The sequence below is a fragment of the Muricoccus vinaceus genome (assembly GCF_042433125.1).
Taxonomy (GTDB): domain Bacteria; phylum Pseudomonadota; class Alphaproteobacteria; order Acetobacterales; family Acetobacteraceae; genus Roseomonas; species Roseomonas vinacea.
This window is the reverse complement of the sequence record NZ_JBHLVZ010000013.1, coordinates 1-18,203: the sequence shown is the minus strand read 5'-3', so window position 1 is coordinate 18,203 and position 18,203 is coordinate 1. Positions and strand designations below refer to the sequence as shown.

The following is an 18,203-nucleotide window of genomic DNA, read 5'->3' as shown; positions in this document are numbered from 1 at the left end:
ATAGCCCAGGCAGGCTGCGGGGAGGAAATCCGGCAACGGCCACCATATGCTGGCAAGCCATGGATCCCAGCCCGGACGCACCCCTCTTCGAGGCCCTGACCGTGCCGCACCAGTCCGGCACCCCAGCCGGCCTGCGCGCCATCATCGCCCTGGTGGCGACCGGCTCCGCCATGCTCACGGTGCTGTTCTGGTCGCTCGGCGCCTGGCCGGTGGCGGGCTTCATGGGCCTGGAGGTGGTGCTGGTCATCGGGCTTCTCCGCGCCCATCGCCGCTGGTCGGACCGCATCGGGGAGCGGATCACCCTGGCCGATGGCCGCCTGCGGGTGGACCGGACCGACCGCCGGGGCCAGCGCCGCGCCGTGGAGTTCGACGCCTACTGGGCCCGCGTCGCCCTTACCCCGCGCCCGGGCCGGGTCAGCGAGCTCCGCCTCGCCGCCCGCGGCCGCTCCACCGAGATCGGCCACTTCCTGCACGAGCCCGAGAAGACCAGCCTCGCCGAGGCGCTGACCGAAGCGCTGCGCCAATACCGCAGCCCGGTCTTCGACAATCCGCAGAACCGCTGAAAGGCGGCCCCGCCTATTCGGTCGGCGCGAGGCTCTTGATCAGGTCGAAGACCCGCTTGCGCACGCCCGGCTCGGTGATCCGGTAATAGGCCCGCACCAGCTCCAGCGTTTCCCGCCGGTGCATGGTGTCGTCCTCGAATCCCTCCTGGCTTTCCGCGAAGCCCGCCAGGCGCGAGCGGATGCCGCTGGTCACCCCGCTCATGCTGTCGGGCATGTCGTCGAAGAAGAAGCCGATCGGCACGTCCAGCACCCGCCCCAGGTCGAAAAGCCGGCTGGCTCCGATCCGGTTCACCCCGCGCTCGTACTTCTGGACCTGCTGAAAGGTGAGGCCGAGCGCTTCGCCCAGCTTCTCCTGACTCATGCCCAGAAGGGTGCGCCGCAACCGCACGCGGCTTCCCACATGCACGTCGATGGGGCTCGGGCGGTGCTCGGCTTTCTCAGATCGATCAAGCGTATCCTCACCCGCCATCCGCGCCACTCCTTTATCCCATCCAGACCAGGGGGCGGCGCGCGTCTTGCACACCTTGGTCGGCGAACGGAATGCCCGTTGCCGTCATAGAACCCTGCAATGTTCGAAACGACTTTGCCCAGACGCTAACGGATTGTCAACTCTTTCGAGAATTCCAATTATTGCGACGAGGTCGGCAGCACCTGCACGGTCGGAAGAACGACCTGACCGCCGGAATCGTTGCGTCGGATTCCGCTGCCGAGCCAACCCGCCAGAAGCGCGAGCGCCGCCATAACCCCCGGAATCCAAAGTCCCAGCCGCGCGAAGGGCGTGGCCTCCCCGGCTTCAGGCAGTGGCGAGAGAACGAAGCCCGTTTCCCCCAGCCCGAGCCGCGCCACCTCCCGCCCCCGCGAATCGAAGGTTGCAGAGATGCCGGTCTGGGCAGCCCTCGCGAGAGGAAGCCCCTCCTCCACCGCACGCAAACGTGCTGTTGCCAGGTGCTGGTGCGGCCCGGCCGAAACCCCGAACCAGGCATCGTTGGTGACGTTCAGCAGCCAGCCCGGCCGCTCCGCGCCGACCACCGCGCCGGGAAAGATCACCTCGTAGCAGATCAGCGGCCCGGCCGGCGGCAGGCCGGGCAGCGGCATCGCCACCGGCCCCGCGCCCGCCCCGAAATCGACCCCGCCGCGGATCACCCGGATCGGCAGCAGTCCCGAGAGCGGCATGTACTCCCCGAAGGGAACAAGGTGCGACTTGTCGTAGGTCGCGGTGATCACCCCGTCCGGCCCCATGGCCACGAGGCTGTTGAACAGCCGCAGCGGACGCCGGTCCGGTCCCCACTCACCCCGCACCGTCCCCGCCAGCAGCAGCCCGTCCGGCGGCAGCACGGTGGCCGCGATTCGCCGCGCCTCCGGGTCATCGGCGAGCAGGAAGGGGCTTGCCGTTTCCGGCCAGACCACCACCGTGCGCGTTCCGGGCCGCTCGCGCAGGGCGGCTTCCACGCCCTCCTGACTCAACTCAAGGTAGCGGCGGAAGATCGGCACGCGGCTTTCCTCCCGCCACTTCGCCTCCTGCGCCACGTTGCCCTGCACGAGCACCAGCGTCACCGCGAGGGGGTCCGGCCCCGCCGGCCAGAGCCGTGCCGCGCCGAAGGCCGCGAAGCCGGCGATCGCCGCCAGCCCGCCCGCCATCGCCCGCCGCCCGAGCAGCGGCGTGCAGGCCAGCACCACCGTCACGAGCGAAAGGCCGTGCACGCCGATCCAGGCCGCCCCCTGAACCGACACGGCCGAGAAGGCCCAGGCCGTTCCCAAGAGGTTCCAGGGAAAGCCGGTGAACGCCCAGCCCCGCACGAACTCGGCCAGCACCCAGCCCCCGGCCAGCACCAGCACCCGCGGCCAGCCGGGCCGGGCGCGCACGGCCAGCACCGCCGGAATGGCCGCGTAGAGCCCCATCCACAGCGCGAGCAGCGGCACGGCCAGCGGCACCAGCCACCACAGCCGCTCCGCCTCCGTGAGGATGGAATAGGTGATCCAGTACAGCCCGGTGACGTGCTGACCCCATCCAAAGGCCCATCCGATCACCGCCGCCCGCTTCCAGCTTCCCGCCCGCCCCAGCAGCACCAGCAATCCCGGCAGGCACAGCAGCAGCACGGGCACCGCGAACACCGGCGGCATCGCCAGCGAGGACAGCGCCCCCAGGCCGAAGGCGGCAGCCAGCGCGCGCCAGCCCGCGCGGGACTCCAGAAAGCCGACCAGTCGCTGCAAGAGGGTTCCGCCTATTCCGCTGCCTGAGAGGGCGCCTGGGGCGCCGTGGCGCCGGATTCGATGCCGGCGCCGGGCATCTCGATCGCGGGCGTCGCCGGTGCCGGCCGCCGCACCCGCAGCCGGCGGATGCGGCGGGGGTCGCTGTCGAGCACCCGGAACTCGATGCCCGAGGAATGCGACACCAGCTCCCCCCGCGCCGGCACGCGCCCGGCCAGGGTGAAGACCAGCCCGCCCACCGTGTCGATGTCCTGGTGCCGCTCCTCGACCGTCAGCACCTCGCCGTAGCGCGCCTCGAAGGCCTCGATGGTCATGCGGCCATCGACATCCAGGCTGCCGTCCGGACGCTCCACCGCCTGGGGCGGCGCCTCCTCGTCGTGCTCGTCCGAGATGTCGCCGACAATGGTTTCCACCAGGTCCTCGATGGTCACCAGCCCGTCGATGCCGCCGTATTCGTCCACCACCAGCGCCATGTGGGTCCGGGCCTCGCGCATCTGCAGCAGCAGGTCCAGCACGGGCACCTGCGGCACCACGAACAGCAGGGGCCTGAGTGCCGCATCCAGCGAGAAGGGCTCCCCGTCGCGCCCCACCGCCGCGAAGACGTCCTTGATGTGAACCATGCCCCGGATGTCGTCCAGGTTCTCGCTGTAGACCGGGAAGCGGCTATGGCCTTCGCGCTGGATCAGCCGGATGGCCTCGTCCAGCGTCAGGTCGCAGGGCATGCCGATGATGTCGGCGCGCGGCAGCATCACGTCCACCGCCGTCTTGTTGCGCAGCTTCAGCACGTTGCCGAGGATCACGCGCTCGTTCGCGTCCAGCGCGTCCGCCTCCGGCGCGCGCCCTTCCTCGCCCTCGCCCTCGACCAGCGCCTCCACCTGGTCGCGGACGCTCTCGGCCTCGCGCCGCCGCAACAATCCCTGGAAGCGCCAGAAGATGTTGTTGCGCTGCGCCCGCTCGGAGCTGCCGTTCGGATGCCGCTCGCTCACGCCACGCCCCTCCAGGGATTGGGCAGCGCGAGGCGCCGCATGATGCGCGCCTCCGCCCGCTCCATCCGGCGCGCTTCCCCGGCGCGCAGGTGGTCGTGGCCGGTCAGGTGCAGAACCCCATGGGCCACCAGGTGCGAAAGATGGGCCATTACGCTGCGCCCGGCCGCGCGGGCCTCCCGCCGCACGGTGCCCAGCGCCAGGGCCACGTCGCCGGGCATGCCCGGGTGCGGCGCGGGAAAGGACAGCACGTTGGTGGGCTTCACCTTGCCCCGGTGGTCGCCGTTCAGGCGCTTGACCTGCAGGTCGCCGGTCAGCAGCACCGTTACCGCGCCCTCGATCCCGGCCTCCGCGAAGGCGGCGGCGGCGGCGCGGCGCGCGACCTCCTCCACCCGCGGCACGGCGGAGCGCCAGGCCGGATCCTCCAGCACCACCTCGATCCCCTGGTCCCACCCTTCGGCGAGGCCCGGAAAGCCGGTGTCGAAATCGGCGTCAAAGCCATCGCCGAAGTCCCCGGCGGGTTCACCCGCGGGGTCTTCGTCCTCATCCGCCCCGAAGGCCATGCCCCCGGAAGCGCTGGTATTCGGCCCGGCGGCTGCGCCGCCGGGCGGGCGACTGCCCACCTCTGTCCTACTCCTTCAAACGCGCCCGGGCGGCGCGGCCATCGGCCGCCGCGGCCTCCGCTCGCCCATAGGCCGAGACGATGCGCCCGACCAGGGGGTGCCGCACCACGTCGTTCTCCGCGAAGCGCGTGACGCCGATCCCCTCCACCCCGTCCAGCACGGAGAGGGCCTCCACCAGCCCCGACTTCTGCCCGGGCGGCAGGTCCACCTGGGAGGGATCGCCGGTGATCACCATCCGCGTGCCCTCGCCCATGCGGGTGAGGAACATCTTCATCTGCGCGGGCGTGGTGTTCTGCGCCTCGTCCAGGATGGCGAAGGCATGGGCCAGCGTCCGCCCGCGCATGAAGGCCAGCGGCGCGATCTCGATCTCCCCGGACACCAGCCGCCGCGCCACCTGATCCGCCGGCATCATGTCGTGCAGCGCGTCGTAGAGCGGGCGGAGATAGGGATCGACCTTCTCCTTCATGTCGCCGGGCAGGAAGCCCAGCCGCTCCCCCGCCTCCACGGCAGGGCGGGACAGGATGATCTTGTCCACCTGGTTCGCCATCAGCAGGGCCACGCCCTGGGCCACCGCCAGATAGGTCTTGCCCGTGCCGGCCGGCCCCACGCCGAACACCATCTCGTGGCGCTGGAGCATGTCCATGTAGGCACCCTGGGTGCGGCTGCGGGCCGCGATGGCGCCCTTGCGCGTCCGGATCGCCGGCATGTCCGCCAGCGGCAGGCGCGGGTCCTCGGCCGGACCGTCCACCATGCGCAACGCGGCCTCCACATCGGCCATGCCCGTGATCTCTCCCTTTTCCAGGCGCTGCCACAGCGCGCGCAGCACCGATTCCGCCAGCCCCGTGCCCTCGGCGCCGCCCGAGATCGTCGCGCGGTTGCCGCGCGATGCGATCCGAACTCCCAATCGTTGCTCGATCCGCGCCAGGTGCCGGTCGTGCTCCCCGTACAGCATCGGAAGCAACGCATTGTCGTCGAAGCTGACGGTGACCGTCCGCTGCAGATCGGGCGCGAAGGCCGGATTGCGCGGCAGGGCGCGGGGCTCGGGCCGGAGGGCGATGCCCCCGGCGGGGGCGGCGAATTGGGTCAAGCGGCGGCGGACTCCTGAGGCGCCATGGTTGCGGAGAGGGAATTGGGGAGGGCGGCCCGCAATTGCATCGGAACCACCGCGCCCACCGGGGCTGCGCCTGTTGCATGAACAGGCTGGAGCCACGGGCTGCGGCCCGCCACCTGCCCGGGATGCCGCCCCGTGCCGGTGACCAGGACATCGACGACGCGCCCGACGCAGGCGCGGTTGAACCCATCCTGCTGCTCGCGCAGCACGGCCTGCAGTGCCTGCAGGCGCGCATCCTTCTCCGCCTCCGGCACCGCGTTGGGCTGGCCGGCCGCCGGCGTGCCGGGGCGCGCGGAATACTTGAAGGAATAGGCCCCCGCGAAGCCGACCCGCTCCACCAGCCGCATGGTGGCCTCGAAGTCGGCGGCGGTTTCGCCGGGGTGCCCCACGATGAAGTCCGAGGTCAGCGCGATGTCCGGCCGCGCCTCCCGCAGCCGGTCCGCCAGCCGCAGGTAGAGATCGGCCTTGTGCCCCCGGTTCATCGCGGCCAGCACCCGGTCGGACCCGGACTGCACGGGAAGGTGCAGGTAGGGCATGAGGGCCGGAATGTCCCGGTGGGCCGCGATGAGGTCGTCGTCCATGTCCCGGGGGTGGCTCGTGGTGTAGCGCAGACGGGCAACGCCGGGGATTTCGGCCAGTTCCCGCAGCAGCCGCGCGAGGCCCCAGTTCGTCCCCGCGCGCGACATCCCGGCCCAGGCATTCACGTTCTGCCCAAGCAGCGCGATCTCCCGCGCGCCTCCCGCCGCGAGCTGCCGCGCCTCGGTGAGGATCGCCTCGACGGGACGGGAGAACTCCGCCCCGCGCGTGTAGGGCACCACGCAGAAGGAGCAGAACTTGTCGCAGCCCTCCTGGATCGTCAGAAAGGCGACCGGCCCCTGCGAGGCGCGGGCCTCCGGCAGGTGGTCGAACTTGTCCTCGGCCGGGAAGTCCGTCTCGATCACGGCGCCCGCGGCGCGTGAGGCGCGGGCCACCATCTCCGGCAGGCGGTGATAGGTCTGGGGCCCGAGCACGATGTCCACCCAGGGCGCGCGGGCCGTGATCTCCGCCCCTTCCGCCTGCGCCACGCAGCCCGCCACGGCGATGATCGTGCCCTGGCCATCGGCGGCGCGGGCCTTCTTGGTTTCGCGCAGCCGCCCGAGGTCCGAGAAGACCTTCTCGCTCGCCTTTTCGCGGATGTGGCAGGTGTTGAGGATGACCATGTCGGCCTCCTCCGCCCGCTCCGTGGGCGCGTAGCCCAGCGGCGCCAGGATGTCAGCCATCCGCCCGCTGTCGTACACGTTCATCTGGCAGCCCCAGGTGCGGATCAGGAGCTTGCGCGCGGGCCTCGCGGCGGCGGGGAGGGAGCCGGCCGGAACCGGGCCGATCGAACTGCTCATACGGAGGAAAACCCCTTCACGCCCGGGCCTTCGGCCACGGGATGGGGCGATGTGCGGCGCGGGGCCTTCGAGGTCAAGAAAGACCCGGGCGCGACGGAGGGGGCGCGTCCATGGGGGGAGCCTCGCGGAAGCGGAGGATTCCCGTCAAGCGGTAAGAGGCCCTCCCGCCTCGGGCCCTTCGGCCGGGGCCGGAACCGCCACGGGCAATGGCCGCGGCTCCCGGTTCTGCCGGAGCGCGGAGGCCCCTTCCGCCACCGTCCCCTCCACCGCGGCCGAGAGCGCCTTGCGGCTGGGGATCGCCCCGGGCGACACCGGATCGTGCAGCAGCACGGTCGCCCGCAGCCCGGCATGGCGCACCAGCCGCCAGACATGCGGCGCGATCTCCATGTTCCCGTACCAGGCGAAGAGGGGCCGGTCCCGCCGGCAGGCCGGCAGGCCGCCCAGGCGGTCATACACCACCGAAACCGGCCGGATCGCCTCCGCCGCCTCCGCCACCGCCAGAAAGGAGGAGCGGAAGGGCAGCACCCGCGATCCGTCCGAGCTGGTCCCCTCCGGGAACAGGATCAGCGAATCCCCGGCCAGCAGCCGCTCGCGCATCTCCCGCGCCTCGTCCCCGGTGCGCCGGCGGGAGCGGGAGACGAACACCGTGCGCCCGAGCCGCGCCACCAGCCCCACCAGCGGCCATTGCCCAATCTCCGCCTTGGACACGAAGGGCGCCTCGAGCGCGCCCCCCAGCACCAGGATGTCCAGCCAGGAGGAATGGTTGGCCAGGTAGAGCGTCCGCGGCACCGCGCCGCGCTCCCCCACCACGCGCACGCGCATGCCGATGATGAAGCACATCGTCCGCCAGTAGATCCGCGCGAAGCCCACCTTGGCGTGCCCCAGCCTGGATTGCCCCAGCCCGGATTGCCCCGGCGGGGCATGGTCGGGCAGCAGCAGCAGCACCGCCTGCACGGGCATGCACAGCAGCGTCCAGAGCCCCGCGACCACCAGGCGCCGCACGGCCCGCAGCCGGCCGCCGAAGGGCCGGTCGCCCATCACGTCGAAGAAGCGCCCGCCGGGCACGGCGCGGCGGAAGCGGATGGGCATGCGGCGCCGAAGGCGGCTCGGGGCCAGGGCCACGGCAGGGTCGCTGGGGACGGCGTCCATGCCCGCCGGGTTAGCCCGCCTTTCCGCGAAGGTCCATGCCGCCGGGCAGGGAAGGCACGGCCGCCGCGACGCTAGAACGGCAGCTCGAGCGGCTCGTCCTGCTCGGGCTGCGGCCCCAGGCGGCGCTCGTAGTGCCGGAAGTACTTGGCGGTGACCTGGTCGGTCTTCACCACGACGCAAACATCGGTGGTGTTGAACTGCGGGTCCACCACCGCGCCGTCGCCCACGAAGCCGCCCAGCCGCAGGTATCCCTTCACCAGGGGCGGCAGCCGCGCCAGCACGCGGCGGGCATCGATGGCGGCCGGGTCCATGCGGTCCATCGGCACGCGCAGGCCGGGCAGGGCGCGCGGCCGCAGCTCCGGCGGCGCCAGGTGCAGCGCGTGCAGGTAGGTCAGCGGCTCCGCCAGCGCGTCGGGGTCCGTGCCGGGCAGGGAGGCGCAGCCGAACATCAGCGCGATGCGGTGCTCGAACACATAGGCCGCGATCCCCTGCCACAGCAGCTGCAGGGTTCCCCGCGTGCGGTAGCGCTCGTCCACGCAGGACCGCCCGAGCTCCAGCAGCCCGCCCGGCTGCGCCAGGATCGGGGAAAGGTCGTATTCCCCGGCCGAGTAGAACCCGCCCACCCGCTCCGCCGCCGCCCGCCGGATCAGGCGATAGGTTCCCACCACCGCCCGCGCGCCCTCGCCACGCTCATGGTCCAGCACCAGCAGGTGGTCGGCCACGGGATCATAGGCATCCGCGTCGAGGTGCGACGCCGCGGTCGCCGCGTCCGCGCGGGCGCCCATTTCCTCGTAGAAGACGCGCCAGCGGAGCGCCTGCGCGGCCTCCACCTCCGCCGCGTCCCGCGCGATCCGCACGCCCAGCCTGCCCGCGCGCAGTTCCCCCAACCCGGGGGCCGGCCCGGTCATCACCCATCCTTCTTCGGTGCGGCCGGGCGGGGCACCGGAGCCTTGCCCGGCGCGGCGTCGGAGCCGAGGGAGGCGCCCTGGGCCGGCGGCGCCTCGGCCCGCCCGCCCCCGCGCCGGCGGGCATCCGCCGCCGGGGCGGGCGCCGCCCGCTTGCCGAACAGCTCCAGCCGCTGCTGCACCAGGGTGAAGCCGTAGCGCTCGGCGATGGACTGCACGAGCCGCTCGTGCTCCTCGTCCTCGAACTCGATGACGATGCCGGTGTCCACGTCGATCAGGTGGTGGTGGTGCCCGCGATCGGCCGGGTCGTAGCGGGACCGCCCGCCGCCGAAGTCCCGCCGCTCCAGGATGCCCTTCTCCTCCAGCAGCCGCACGGTGCGGTAGACGGTGGCGATGGACACCTTGCTGTCGAGCGCGATGGCCCGCCGGTACAGCTCCTCGACGTCCGGATGGTCCTCCGCCTCGCTCAGCACGCGCGCGATCAGCCGGCGCTGGCCGGTCATCTTCAGCCCGCGCTCGATGCAAAGCCGCTCGATCCGCGTGGGATCGCCGCCATGCGGTCCTTTGCCGTGCGGCGCCTTGGTCTGGGTTTGGGTGGCGTGGTCCATGGTCATCCCGTTCGGGCGGAGACTACCCGCCAAGCGTCCCGGCGCCAAACCGGCCGCAAAACCGGCCGGAAACCGTTCCGAAAGCCCGGCGGCCCGGACTGGGCCGGCGGGCATGCCGGGGCGTGCCCCGGTGGATCGGCCGGGAACCGGCCGGGAGGCCGGCGGGGAACCCGGCCGGTGCGGGCGGTGCCGCGCCCGCGCTCAGTCCTTGGCGGCGCGCCCCCGGCGGGCGGGACGCGGGCGGGTGCCGAGCCCGATCTTCTTGGCCAGGGAGGAGCGGTGCTCCGCATAGGCCGGCGCCACCATCGGGTAATCGGGCGGCAGGTTCCAGCGGTCCCGGTACTGGTCGGGCGTCATGTTGTAGGCGGTCTTGAGATGCCGCTTCAGCATCTTCAGCTTCTTCCCGTCCTCCAGGCAAACCAGGTATTCGGGCGTCACGCTCTTCTTCACGGCAACCGCCGGCTCCGGCCGCACGGGCGCGGCCGCCTCGGGCGCGCGGCCCAGCCCCGACAGCGTGCGGTGCACGTTCTCGATCAGCCCCGACAACTCCGCGACGGGGACGGGATTGTTCGACACATGCGCCGCCACGATCTGCGCAGTCAGCCCGAGAACGCCGGAATCAGCACCGTCCCGGGCATTGGCTGTACTGTCCGGCATCGCGGTCTCCTTGGTGGCGGTGTGTTGTATCGAGGTGTGTCGGCGGGGTGCGTGGCGGCGATGGAACGAAAGGCGGAGCCGGAGGCAAGCGGGCGCGAAATGCAACTGCTCAAACTGCCGGCAACTTGGCGCGCTCCCGATTCCCACATGATCTACATCGTCTAATGCAGCGATAACAGAGAAAGCTTGAGGTGAACAAGAGTGACCAAAGAAACGATGGGGCCGAGTGGCCCAGAAGATGCCGTGGAGACTTGCGAACCGCAGGTTACGCTCGACATCACCGGCGATTCCTGCCCGATGACCTTCGTGCGCACCCGTCTCGCGCTTGACCGGATGGCGCGCGGCGCCGTTCTGCTCGTGCGGCTCCGCGGCGAGGAACCCCGCCGCAACGTCCCCCGCACCGCCACGGAGCAGGGCCACCACGTCCTGGACCAGCAGGAGGAACCCGGCGGCACCACCCGCCTGCTGATCAGGAAAGGCTGACCCGTAGCACCAGCGCGTCGCTGCCATCCGAGTAATAACGCCGCCGCCGCCCGACCTCCGCCGCCCCCGCGCGCGCGTACAGCGCGCGGGCCGGCGCATTCGCCTCCGACACCTCCAGGAACAGGCAGGCCGCGCCGCGCCGCGCGGCCTCGGCCAGTGCCGCCCGCAGCAGCGCTGCCCCCACCCCGGCGCCCTGGGCGGGCGGGTCCACCGCCAGCGTCAGCACCTCCGCCTCACCCGCCACGGCACGGGCCAGCACGAAGCCCAGCGGTGCCTCCGCCGGCCCGGCCAGCAGGCCGAAGCCGCCGTCCAGCCCCAGCATCAGGCGGATCGCCGCCTCGCCCCACCGCTCCTCCGGCGCGAAGGCCCGCGCGTGCAGGGCGGCCAGCACCGGCGCCTCCGCCCGGCCGAAGGGCTGCAGCGCCGCCCCGCTCACGCCGCCCCCTGGGTCCGCAGCGCGAGAGGCTCGGCATAAAGCGGCGCCGCATCCCGCGCCCGTCCCGCCGCCAGGGCCCGCGCCGCCGCCGCCGCGACCGCCCCGGCCTCGGGCAGGCGGCAATCGGAGAGCAGCGCGTCCGCGCCTCCCGCCCGAAGCCGCGCGGCCGCCGCCGGCGCGGCATCCCCCACCAGCACCACCGGCCCCGAGGGGCGGGGCAGGGCGGCTTCCTCCAGCAGCACGGGGGCCACGCCCGGGCGCTCCAGCACCAGCCCGCCGCGCCCGGCGGCGGTGACGGACCACACCTCGCGCCCCGCCGCCTGCCAGGCCGGCAGGGCGGCCGCCAGCGCCTCCCCCGTGGTCACGCCGTGACAGGGCACGCCCCATCCCGCCGCCAGCCCGCGCGCCAGCGCGATCGCCGCCCGCAGCCCGGTGAAGCCTCCCGGCCCCACCCCCACCGCGACCGCCTCCGGCGGCGCGGTTCCGGCCAGCACCTGCGCCACCAGGGCGGGCAGGGCGGCGGGCTGCCCGCGCGCGCCCTCCCGCCGCGCCGCGGCGAGCACCGCCCCATCCTCCCAGATCGCCGCCGAGGCGCTCGCGAGAGCGCCGTCCAGGCCCAGCAACCGCATCGCGCCTCTCCTTCCGACCGGGCGCGAATGTGTCAGGACCGCGCCGCGCGGGCCATCCCGTCCGGCGCCGCGCCGACCCGCGCCTGGGGCCGCATGCTTCACGGGATTGTGCGCCCCATCCGCAGGCAGCAGATTGCGCGGGCGAAGGAGCGCCGATGACCCACCGCCAGGCCGGAAGGCCCCGCCCATGAAGGTGCTGCTGATCCACCCGAACTTTCCCGGGCAGTACGCGCATGTCATGCCGGCCCTGGCCGCGCGCGCGGGCAACCGCGTGGTGGGCATCGGCGCCCGCAGCTTTCCCGTGCCCGAGGGCGTGGACCTCCGGGTCTACGATCCCCCTCCGCCGCCCGAGGAGGCCGTGCCGCCCCGCCTGCGCCCCGCGCAGGCCGCGCTCGCCCGCGCCGAGCGGGTTGCCCGCATCGCGATCGATCTCCGGCGGGAGGGCTTCAGGCCCGATGCCGTGCTGGGCCATATCGGCTGGGGCGACACCATCTTCATCAAGGACATCTTCCCCGAGGCGCCGTTCCTGCTCTACGCGGAGTTCTTCTACAGCGCGACGGGCGCCGATGTGGGCCACGAGCCCGGCAAGCCCGCCACCCTGCAGGACGCCGTGCGCCTGCGCGCGATGAACATGCCCATGCTCTCGGCCATGCAGGCCGCCGACTGGGGCGCCGCCCCCACCCGCTGGCAGCGCGAGCGCTTCCCCGAATGGTTCCGCCAGAAGATCAGCCTCGTGCACGAGGGCGTGGACACCGACCTCTGCCGCCCCGACCCCGAGGCCCGCTTCGACTTGCCCGACGGCACCGTGCTGCGCCGGGGCGACGAGGTCGTCACCTATGTCGCCCGAGGGCTCGAGCCCTATCGCGGCTTTCCCACCTTCATGCGCGCGCTCCCCACGCTGCTCGCCGCCCGCCCCGCCGCGCGCGTGGTGATCGTGGGCGGCGACCAGGCCAGCTACGGCCGCGCGCCCGAGAGCGCCGCCACCTGGCGCGAGGCCATGCTGGCCGAGCTCGGCCCGCTCGACCCGGCCCGCGTCCATTTCCTGGGCCGCATCCCGCATCCGGCGCTGCACGCGCTGTTCCGCGTCTCGGCCGCGCATGTCTACCTGACCGTGCCCTTCGTCCTGTCCTGGAGCGTGCTGGAGGCCATGGCCTGCGGCGCCCTCGTCATCGGCTCCGCGACGCCCCCCGTGCAGGAGGTGATCGAGGACGGGGTGAACGGCCTGCTGACGGACCTTTACGACCCCGCGCCCCTGGCCGCCCGCCTGGCGGAGGTCCTGGCCGACCCCGCCCGGCACGCGCCCCTCCGTGCGGCGGCGCGGCGCACGGTGGAGAAGCGCTTCGACCTCCGGCGCGTCTGCCTGCCGCGGCAGATGGCGGTGATCGAGGCGCTGGCCGCGCGGAAGCGGCCGCTGACCTATGCGTGACGCGGGTTAGGCGGTCGCCCCGGCAGCCTCGGGGCGGGCACGCCGGCGCCGCAGCCCGGCGAGCCCGAGCAGCCCGCAACCGAAAAGCGCCATGCTCGACGGCTCCGGCACGGCCACGGCGAGCGCCCGTCCGAAACCATCCGCCCAGAGCGCCTGGAGCGTCGCGGTGGGGTGGATCGCGTCCCAGTAGGCGAAGCCGCCGATGTTTTCCGCGCCGGGCCCGCATTGCGGGCTGGTCGCGGCCGAGACCGGCGTCGCGACATAGCAGCGGTCGGTGACGTTGGTCAGCCCGACCCGCGACGGATCGGAAAGGAGCGAGAGGTTGTAGCTGGACAGGTCGAAGGGGATGACGCTGGCGCCGCTCGGCACCGCAAGGCCGGCGAGCCCGGCGGCGAGGCCCGCATTGTACTGCTGCGTGAGGCGCGTCGCGGTGCCGGTCAGGCCCGGATTGTCCTGCGTGAACTCCGGGATGATCCCGATATCCGGCACGTTGACCACCAGCAGGTTCCGCGCGCCTAGCGCGAGCAGCGCCTGCACCGCCGCCACCTCGGTCTGCACCCCGGCGGCCACCGCCGCGCTGCCGGTGCCCTCCAGCGCCGCGTTGCGGACGTCGTTGCCGCCGATCTCCACCAGGTATAGCGCGTTCGGGTCCGCGCTCCCTCCCGTGGCCGCGCCGAAGGCCGCCACCTGCTGCGGCAGGTTGATCCCGGGCGGGCCGCCCACGGCACTGGCCGCCGCGGTCGCCGCCGCGACGGCGTAGTTGGTGCCGGGCACGAAGCCGCTGCCATAAAGGCCGAAGGTGTCCCGGAACCCCGTCACCCAGAGGGACGGCCGCAGCGACAGGCCGAGGCGCCCGGCCAGCACCTGCGCGGCGACAGGACCATTGCTGAAGCTGTTCTGGTAGCTCGGCGGGTGCGGAAGGTTCTGCCGGTAGAAGACCTCGGCGAGGTTGCCGTTGTCGGAAAGGCTGTCGCCGAAAACATAAACCGAGGTGTAGGGGGAGGCACGGGCCGGAAGCGCCCCGGCGAGCAACAGGCCTGCGGCGAGGACGCCGCCTTGGATTGCACGGAACGCCATGATGTCACCCGCCCTGAATTATCGTTCGATTATTGAGGACGGCATGATTTCCGCAAGGGAGGCGCGGGGCACGAAGGCCCGGCCAGCCACGGGGGAGGTATGATCATACTGCCGTGATGCCGCCCGGCAAGGCCGCCCGGAGGGGAGGCGCGGGGGCTCCCGCCAGGGCACCTCGCCTTCAGTCCTGCGCCGGAAAATTCCCTCGCACCCGCCGCAGCAGCGCCCGCAGCATCCGGGCCTCGTCGCCGGACAGCCCCTGCGTCGCCAGCGCGTTCACCGCGTGCGCCTCGGGCACCAGCGCCTCGCGCAGCGCGCGCCCGGCCTCGGTGAGGAAGATGTGCACCTTCCGCTTGTCCGTCTCCGACCGCACGCGGTGGATCCATCCCCCCGCCTCGATGCCGCGCAGGGCAATGACGGCGGTCGGCTCCATCATGCCCAGGCGCCGCGCGAGGTCGCGCTGGGTGATCCCGTCCTCCTCCCACAGCACCCGCAGGAAATACCAGGCACCCGGCGCCACCCCGTGCGCCTGCAGCCGCGATTGCAGGTGCCGCTGGATCGCGCGGTTCAGGTCGCGCACCAGGAAGCCCACGCTCTCGTCGAAGGGCAGGGGATCGATGCGCGGGCCCGCGGGCGCCGGTGGCTCCGGTTCCGGGGCCGGTGCCCGGATCGCCTTGGAGAGGGGCGGGCTCAGGCGACCGCCGCCTGGGCCATCTCCCGCTCCTCCGGCTCTTCCTCCATGCCCGTGAGATAGTGGGCTTCCTCCTCCGAGGCGCCCAGCGTCCGCCAGTCCGCGGTCTTGGGCACCACCCCCTGGTAGGAGCGGAGCTTGGCCTGCGGCAGGTGCGGGGAACCCAGCCCGATCGGCTCGGACCCGGCCTCGTGGCGCGCGACCGCGTCCAGCATGATCCGGCGGAACTGGATCACGGCGATGTCGCTCGCCCCCAGCCGCTCGCTCGTGCGGTCGGCGATCGCGCCCATGGATTCCCACATCGCGATGTCCTGGTTCGGGATGCCCGGAATGCCCGTGAAGGAGTTGCCGCCCTTCATGGCCTCGCGATCCTGGAGGTAGTCGTTGGAGGCGTGCCGCTTCATCGGGCGGAAGTCGGCGTCCACGTCCACGCCCACCTCGGTCACGCAGAACTTCCGCCACGCCTCGGGCGAGATGTTCTCGCGGAGTTCCTCGGTCCAGGCGATGAAGTGGAAGTAGGTGCTGGTGTCGTCCCGCGGCACGATCACGCTGGCCACGTTGTAGGTGGAGTTGGGCGGGATCAGCGCCGTGAAGGGCGCGACGAAGGTGGTGATCCGCACGTAGTCCTGCGTGGCCGCGTTCATGATCGGCCGCCGGACCGCGGCGTAGCGCATGCCGTAGTTGGTCACCTGCACCTGGATGCGCGGGTTCTTGTCGGTCGAGGGCCGCACCCAGTGCGTGTCCAGCGCCGCGGCATCGCCCCGCGCCGGCCGCATGTCCGAGGAGTGCAGCGAGGACGAATGCGCGCTGTCGATCTGCCCTTCCATGATCTGCGCCCAGTTGCAGGGCAACTCGATCCGCAGGGCCGAGACCTTCGCGCCGGGGGTGGGCGCCCAGGCCGGCTGCTCGAACGCGGGCATCTCCTCGGGCTTGCCCATGTAAACCCAGATGAACCCGCCGGCCTCGCGCACGGGATAAGCCTTCTGCTTCACCCGGTCGGCGAAGCTGCTTTCCTTCGGCTCGGACGGCATGTCCACCACGTTGCCCTCCACGTCGAACTTCCAGCCGTGGTACAGGCAGCGCAGCCCGCAATTCTCGTTGCGCCCGAAGGCGAGCGAGGCCTTGCGGTGCGCGCAGAACTCGCCGAGCACGCCCAGCCGTCCCTCGCTGTCGCGGAAGGCCACCAGCTTCTCCCCGAACAGCGTCACCCGCACCGGCTTGCCGTCGGGCTCGGCCACCTGCTCGGACAGCAGGGCCGGCACCCAGTGGCGGCGCATCAGGCGCCCCATCGGCGCATCGCCCTCCACGCGGCACAGGGTCTCGTTCTCGGCGGCGGTCAGCATGGGGCGCGTTCTCCCGGTGAGCCGGGCACGCCCGGCAAGTAGTTAGACCTCTAAGGTTATGCGGCGCGTGGCTTGCGTCAAGGTTTATCCAGCCCGCCCCAGGGCTCCGGCAATCTCGCGGCAAACACCCGATCGGCCCGCTCCTTGAGGCGTGATCATCCCCTCCCTCCGGAAAGACCCTTGCCAGAACAAGCTTAGGCTTCTAACCACCGCTCACTCGCAGTCCACAAGGCCGCCGGGAGGAAACAAACCCATGCTCGACGCGCCCGCCGAAGGCGAGCTGATGCCGCTCCGCGTCGCCCGCGCCGAATCCGCGGCCGATGGCATCCACCTCTTTGAGCTGCGCGCCCCCGATGGCGCCGAGCTGCCGCCCTTCACGCCGGGCGCCCACCTTTCCGTGCGCGTGCCCTCCGGTGCGATGCGCAACTATTCCCTCTGCAACGACCCGCACGAGCGCGATCGCTACGTCATCGCCGTCAAGCGCGACGAAGGCGGCCGCGGCGGCTCCGTCGCGCTGGTCGACAACACGGCGGAGGGCTCGACGCTGGAGGTCTCGGCGCCGCGCAACCTCTTCGAGCTGGACACGCGCGCCCCGGAATACATCTTCGTCGCCGGCGGCATCGGCATCACCCCGATCCTGGCGATGATCCGCTATCTCAAGGCCACCGGCGGCAAGCCCTTCCGCCTCTTCTACCTGACGCGCCACACCGCCGGCACCGCGTTCCACGCGGAACTCTCCGACCCTGCCTTCGCCGGCAGCAACGCCGTGGTCATCCACCACGACGAAGGCAACCCCGAGAACGCCTACGACCTCTGGCCGGTCTTCGAGGAACCGACGAAGGCGCACATCTACTGCTGCGGGCCGCGCCCCCTGATGGACGCCGTGCGCGACATGACCGGGCACTGGCCGGAGAACAGCGTCCACTTCGAGGATTTCGGCTCCGACCTCGTCCGCCCCCGCGCGGACGACAAGCCTTTCACCATACGCCTCGGCGCGGATGGCGACCCGCTCGAAATCCCCGTGGGCACCACCATCCTGGAGGTGCTGCGCGCCCATGGCCGCAAGCTCCCCTCCTCCTGCGAGAGCGGCACCTGCGGCACCTGCCGCACCCGCTACACCGCCGGCGAGGTGGACCACCGCGACATGGTCCTCACCCCCGCCGAGCAGAAGACGTCGCTCATGATCTGCGTCTCCCGCGCCAGGACCGACAGCCTCGTGCTGGAGCTCTAGGCGTGCGGCGCATCCGCCTCGGCGTCGCCGGCCTCGGCCGCGCCTTCATGCTCATGCTGCCAACCCTTGCGCGCGACACGCGCGTGGAGATGGCCGCCTGCGCCGACCCGCGCCCCGAGGCGCGCGCGCGCTTCGCGCAGGATTTCGGCGCACGCACCCATGACAGCGTCGAAGCCCTCTGCGCCGATCCCGGCCTCGACGCCGTCTACATCGCCTCGCCCCACCAACTCCACGTCGCCCATGTCCGCGCCGCCGCGGCCGCCGGCAAGCACGTGCTGGTGGAGAAGCCGATGGCGCTGACCGTGGAGGACGGCCTCGCCATGATCGCCGCCGCGCGAGAGGGCGGCATCCACCTGATCGTCGGCCACAGCCATTCCTTCGACGCGCCCTATCTCCGCGCCCGCGACATCATCCGCTCGGGCGAGTACGGCGCCGTCCGCATGGTCACGGCGCTGAACTTCACCGACTACCTGTACCGCCCCCGCCGCCCCGAGGAACTGGACACGGCGCGGGGCGGCGGCGCCATCTTCTCCCAGGCGCCGCACCAGGTGGAGGTCGCGCGCCTTCTCGCCGGCCGCCCCGCCCGCTCCATCCGCGCCACCGCCACGGTGTGGGACCGCGCCCGCGGAACCGAGGGCGCCTTTAACGCCCTGCTCGACTTCGGCGAGGGCCTGTCCGCCACCCTCACCTACAACGGCCACGGCCAC

The 18,203-nt window shown here is 72.3% G+C and carries 20 protein-coding genes; 5 read left to right on the top strand and 15 right to left on the bottom strand.

The window, feature by feature from the left end:
* Positions 1–59 precede the first annotated feature (59 nt).
* Positions 60–563, top strand: coding sequence for a DUF2244 domain-containing protein (locus tag ACFFIC_RS09140; protein ID WP_377049866.1), 504 nt, complete (start codon positions 60–62; stop codon positions 561–563).
* 13 nt (positions 564–576) lie between these two features.
* Here the strand turns inward: ACFFIC_RS09140 and ACFFIC_RS09135 are convergent, their stop codons facing one another.
* From ACFFIC_RS09135 to ACFFIC_RS09090, 10 genes are all read right to left on the bottom strand, one after another.
* Positions 577–1,032, bottom strand: coding sequence for a helix-turn-helix domain-containing protein (locus ACFFIC_RS09135; RefSeq protein ID WP_377049865.1), 456 nt, complete (start codon positions 1,030–1,032; stop codon positions 577–579).
* Between the two features lie 158 nt (positions 1,033–1,190).
* The gene (gene lnt / locus ACFFIC_RS09130) at positions 1,191–2,774 is read right to left on the bottom strand and encodes an apolipoprotein N-acyltransferase (RefSeq protein ID WP_377049864.1); all 1,584 of its coding nucleotides are present in this window, start codon (positions 2,772–2,774) and stop codon (positions 1,191–1,193) included.
* A gap of 11 nt (positions 2,775–2,785) precedes the next feature.
* Positions 2,786–3,757: a hemolysin family protein gene (locus tag ACFFIC_RS09125; protein ID WP_377049863.1), complete on the bottom strand. Its 972-nt coding sequence runs from the start codon at positions 3,755–3,757 to the stop codon at positions 2,786–2,788.
* A complete protein-coding gene (gene ybeY, locus ACFFIC_RS09120) occupies positions 3,754–4,377 on the bottom strand; it encodes an rRNA maturation RNase YbeY (RefSeq protein ID WP_377049862.1) in 624 nt (207 codons plus the stop codon). The genes ACFFIC_RS09125 and ybeY overlap by 4 nt, the downstream gene beginning before the upstream one ends.
* A 7-nt stretch (positions 4,378–4,384) precedes the next feature.
* Entirely contained in the window at positions 4,385–5,407 is a 1,023-nt protein-coding gene (locus tag ACFFIC_RS09115) for a PhoH family protein (protein ID WP_408906649.1), read from the bottom strand.
* A 53-nt stretch (positions 5,408–5,460) separates the two neighbouring features.
* The gene (gene miaB, locus ACFFIC_RS09110; protein WP_377049861.1) at positions 5,461–6,864 is read right to left on the bottom strand and encodes a tRNA (N6-isopentenyl adenosine(37)-C2)-methylthiotransferase MiaB; all 1,404 of its coding nucleotides are present in this window, start codon (positions 6,862–6,864) and stop codon (positions 5,461–5,463) included.
* 144 nt (positions 6,865–7,008) lie between these two features.
* Positions 7,009–8,013, bottom strand: coding sequence for a lysophospholipid acyltransferase family protein (locus ACFFIC_RS09105; protein WP_377049860.1), 1,005 nt, complete (start codon positions 8,011–8,013; stop codon positions 7,009–7,011).
* 71 nt (positions 8,014–8,084) lie between these two features.
* On the bottom strand, positions 8,085–8,921 hold the full coding sequence (locus tag ACFFIC_RS09100) for a GNAT family N-acetyltransferase (protein ID WP_377049859.1): 837 nt from the start codon (positions 8,919–8,921) through the stop codon (positions 8,085–8,087).
* Positions 8,921–9,526, bottom strand: a complete 606-nt coding sequence (locus ACFFIC_RS09095; RefSeq protein ID WP_456306930.1) for a Fur family transcriptional regulator — start codon at positions 9,524–9,526, stop codon at positions 8,921–8,923. Before ACFFIC_RS09095 ends, ACFFIC_RS09100 begins: the two co-directional genes overlap by 1 nt.
* 201 nt (positions 9,527–9,727) lie before the next feature.
* Positions 9,728–10,183 (bottom strand): MucR family transcriptional regulator, encoded by a 456-nt coding sequence (locus ACFFIC_RS09090; RefSeq protein WP_377049858.1) that lies wholly within the window; start codon positions 10,181–10,183, stop codon positions 9,728–9,730.
* Between the two features lie 297 nt (positions 10,184–10,480).
* Between ACFFIC_RS09090 and ACFFIC_RS09085 the strand changes: the two genes are divergently transcribed.
* Positions 10,481–10,666 (top strand): sulfurtransferase TusA family protein, encoded by a 186-nt coding sequence (locus ACFFIC_RS09085; protein ID WP_456306931.1) that lies wholly within the window; start codon positions 10,481–10,483, stop codon positions 10,664–10,666.
* Here the strand turns inward: ACFFIC_RS09085 and ACFFIC_RS09080 are convergent.
* Both ACFFIC_RS09080 and tsaB read right to left on the bottom strand, forming a co-directional pair.
* A complete protein-coding gene (locus tag ACFFIC_RS09080) occupies positions 10,653–11,102 on the bottom strand; it encodes a GNAT family N-acetyltransferase (protein WP_377049857.1) in 450 nt (149 codons plus the stop codon). The two genes, ACFFIC_RS09085 and ACFFIC_RS09080, sit on opposite strands and share 14 nt — an antisense overlap.
* Complete coding sequence (gene tsaB, locus ACFFIC_RS09075; protein ID WP_377049856.1) at positions 11,099–11,731, bottom strand: tRNA (adenosine(37)-N6)-threonylcarbamoyltransferase complex dimerization subunit type 1 TsaB; 633 nt, start codon at positions 11,729–11,731, stop codon at positions 11,099–11,101. Before tsaB ends, ACFFIC_RS09080 begins: the two co-directional genes overlap by 4 nt.
* A 187-nt stretch (positions 11,732–11,918) precedes the next feature.
* Here tsaB and ACFFIC_RS09070 point away from each other — a divergent pair, with 187 nt between their 5' ends.
* A complete protein-coding gene (locus tag ACFFIC_RS09070; protein WP_377049855.1) occupies positions 11,919–13,157 on the top strand; it encodes a glycosyltransferase family 4 protein in 1,239 nt (412 codons plus the stop codon).
* A gap of 6 nt (positions 13,158–13,163) precedes the next feature.
* Here the strand turns inward: ACFFIC_RS09070 and ACFFIC_RS09065 are convergent, their stop codons facing one another.
* The 3 genes from ACFFIC_RS09065 to ACFFIC_RS09055 form a co-directional block, all read right to left on the bottom strand.
* Positions 13,164–14,234, bottom strand: coding sequence for an SGNH/GDSL hydrolase family protein (locus tag ACFFIC_RS09065; RefSeq protein ID WP_377049854.1), 1,071 nt, complete (start codon positions 14,232–14,234; stop codon positions 13,164–13,166).
* 178 nt (positions 14,235–14,412) lie between these two features.
* Positions 14,413–14,811, bottom strand: coding sequence for a MarR family winged helix-turn-helix transcriptional regulator (locus ACFFIC_RS09060; RefSeq protein WP_377049853.1), 399 nt, complete (start codon positions 14,809–14,811; stop codon positions 14,413–14,415).
* A 110-nt stretch (positions 14,812–14,921) separates the two neighbouring features.
* On the bottom strand, positions 14,922–16,265 hold the full coding sequence (locus ACFFIC_RS09055; protein WP_377049852.1) for a Rieske 2Fe-2S domain-containing protein: 1,344 nt from the start codon (positions 16,263–16,265) through the stop codon (positions 14,922–14,924).
* A gap of 253 nt (positions 16,266–16,518) precedes the next feature.
* Here ACFFIC_RS09055 and ACFFIC_RS09050 point away from each other — a divergent pair, with 253 nt between their 5' ends.
* Positions 16,519–17,496 carry a PDR/VanB family oxidoreductase gene (locus tag ACFFIC_RS09050; protein WP_377049851.1) on the top strand — a complete coding sequence of 326 codons (978 nt, stop codon included), beginning with the start codon at positions 16,519–16,521 and terminating at the stop codon, positions 17,494–17,496.
* Positions 17,497–17,498: 2 nt separating this feature from the next.
* Positions 17,499–18,203 (top strand): Gfo/Idh/MocA family protein (locus tag ACFFIC_RS09045; RefSeq protein WP_377049850.1); only part of this gene is annotated, 705 nt, incomplete at its 3' end.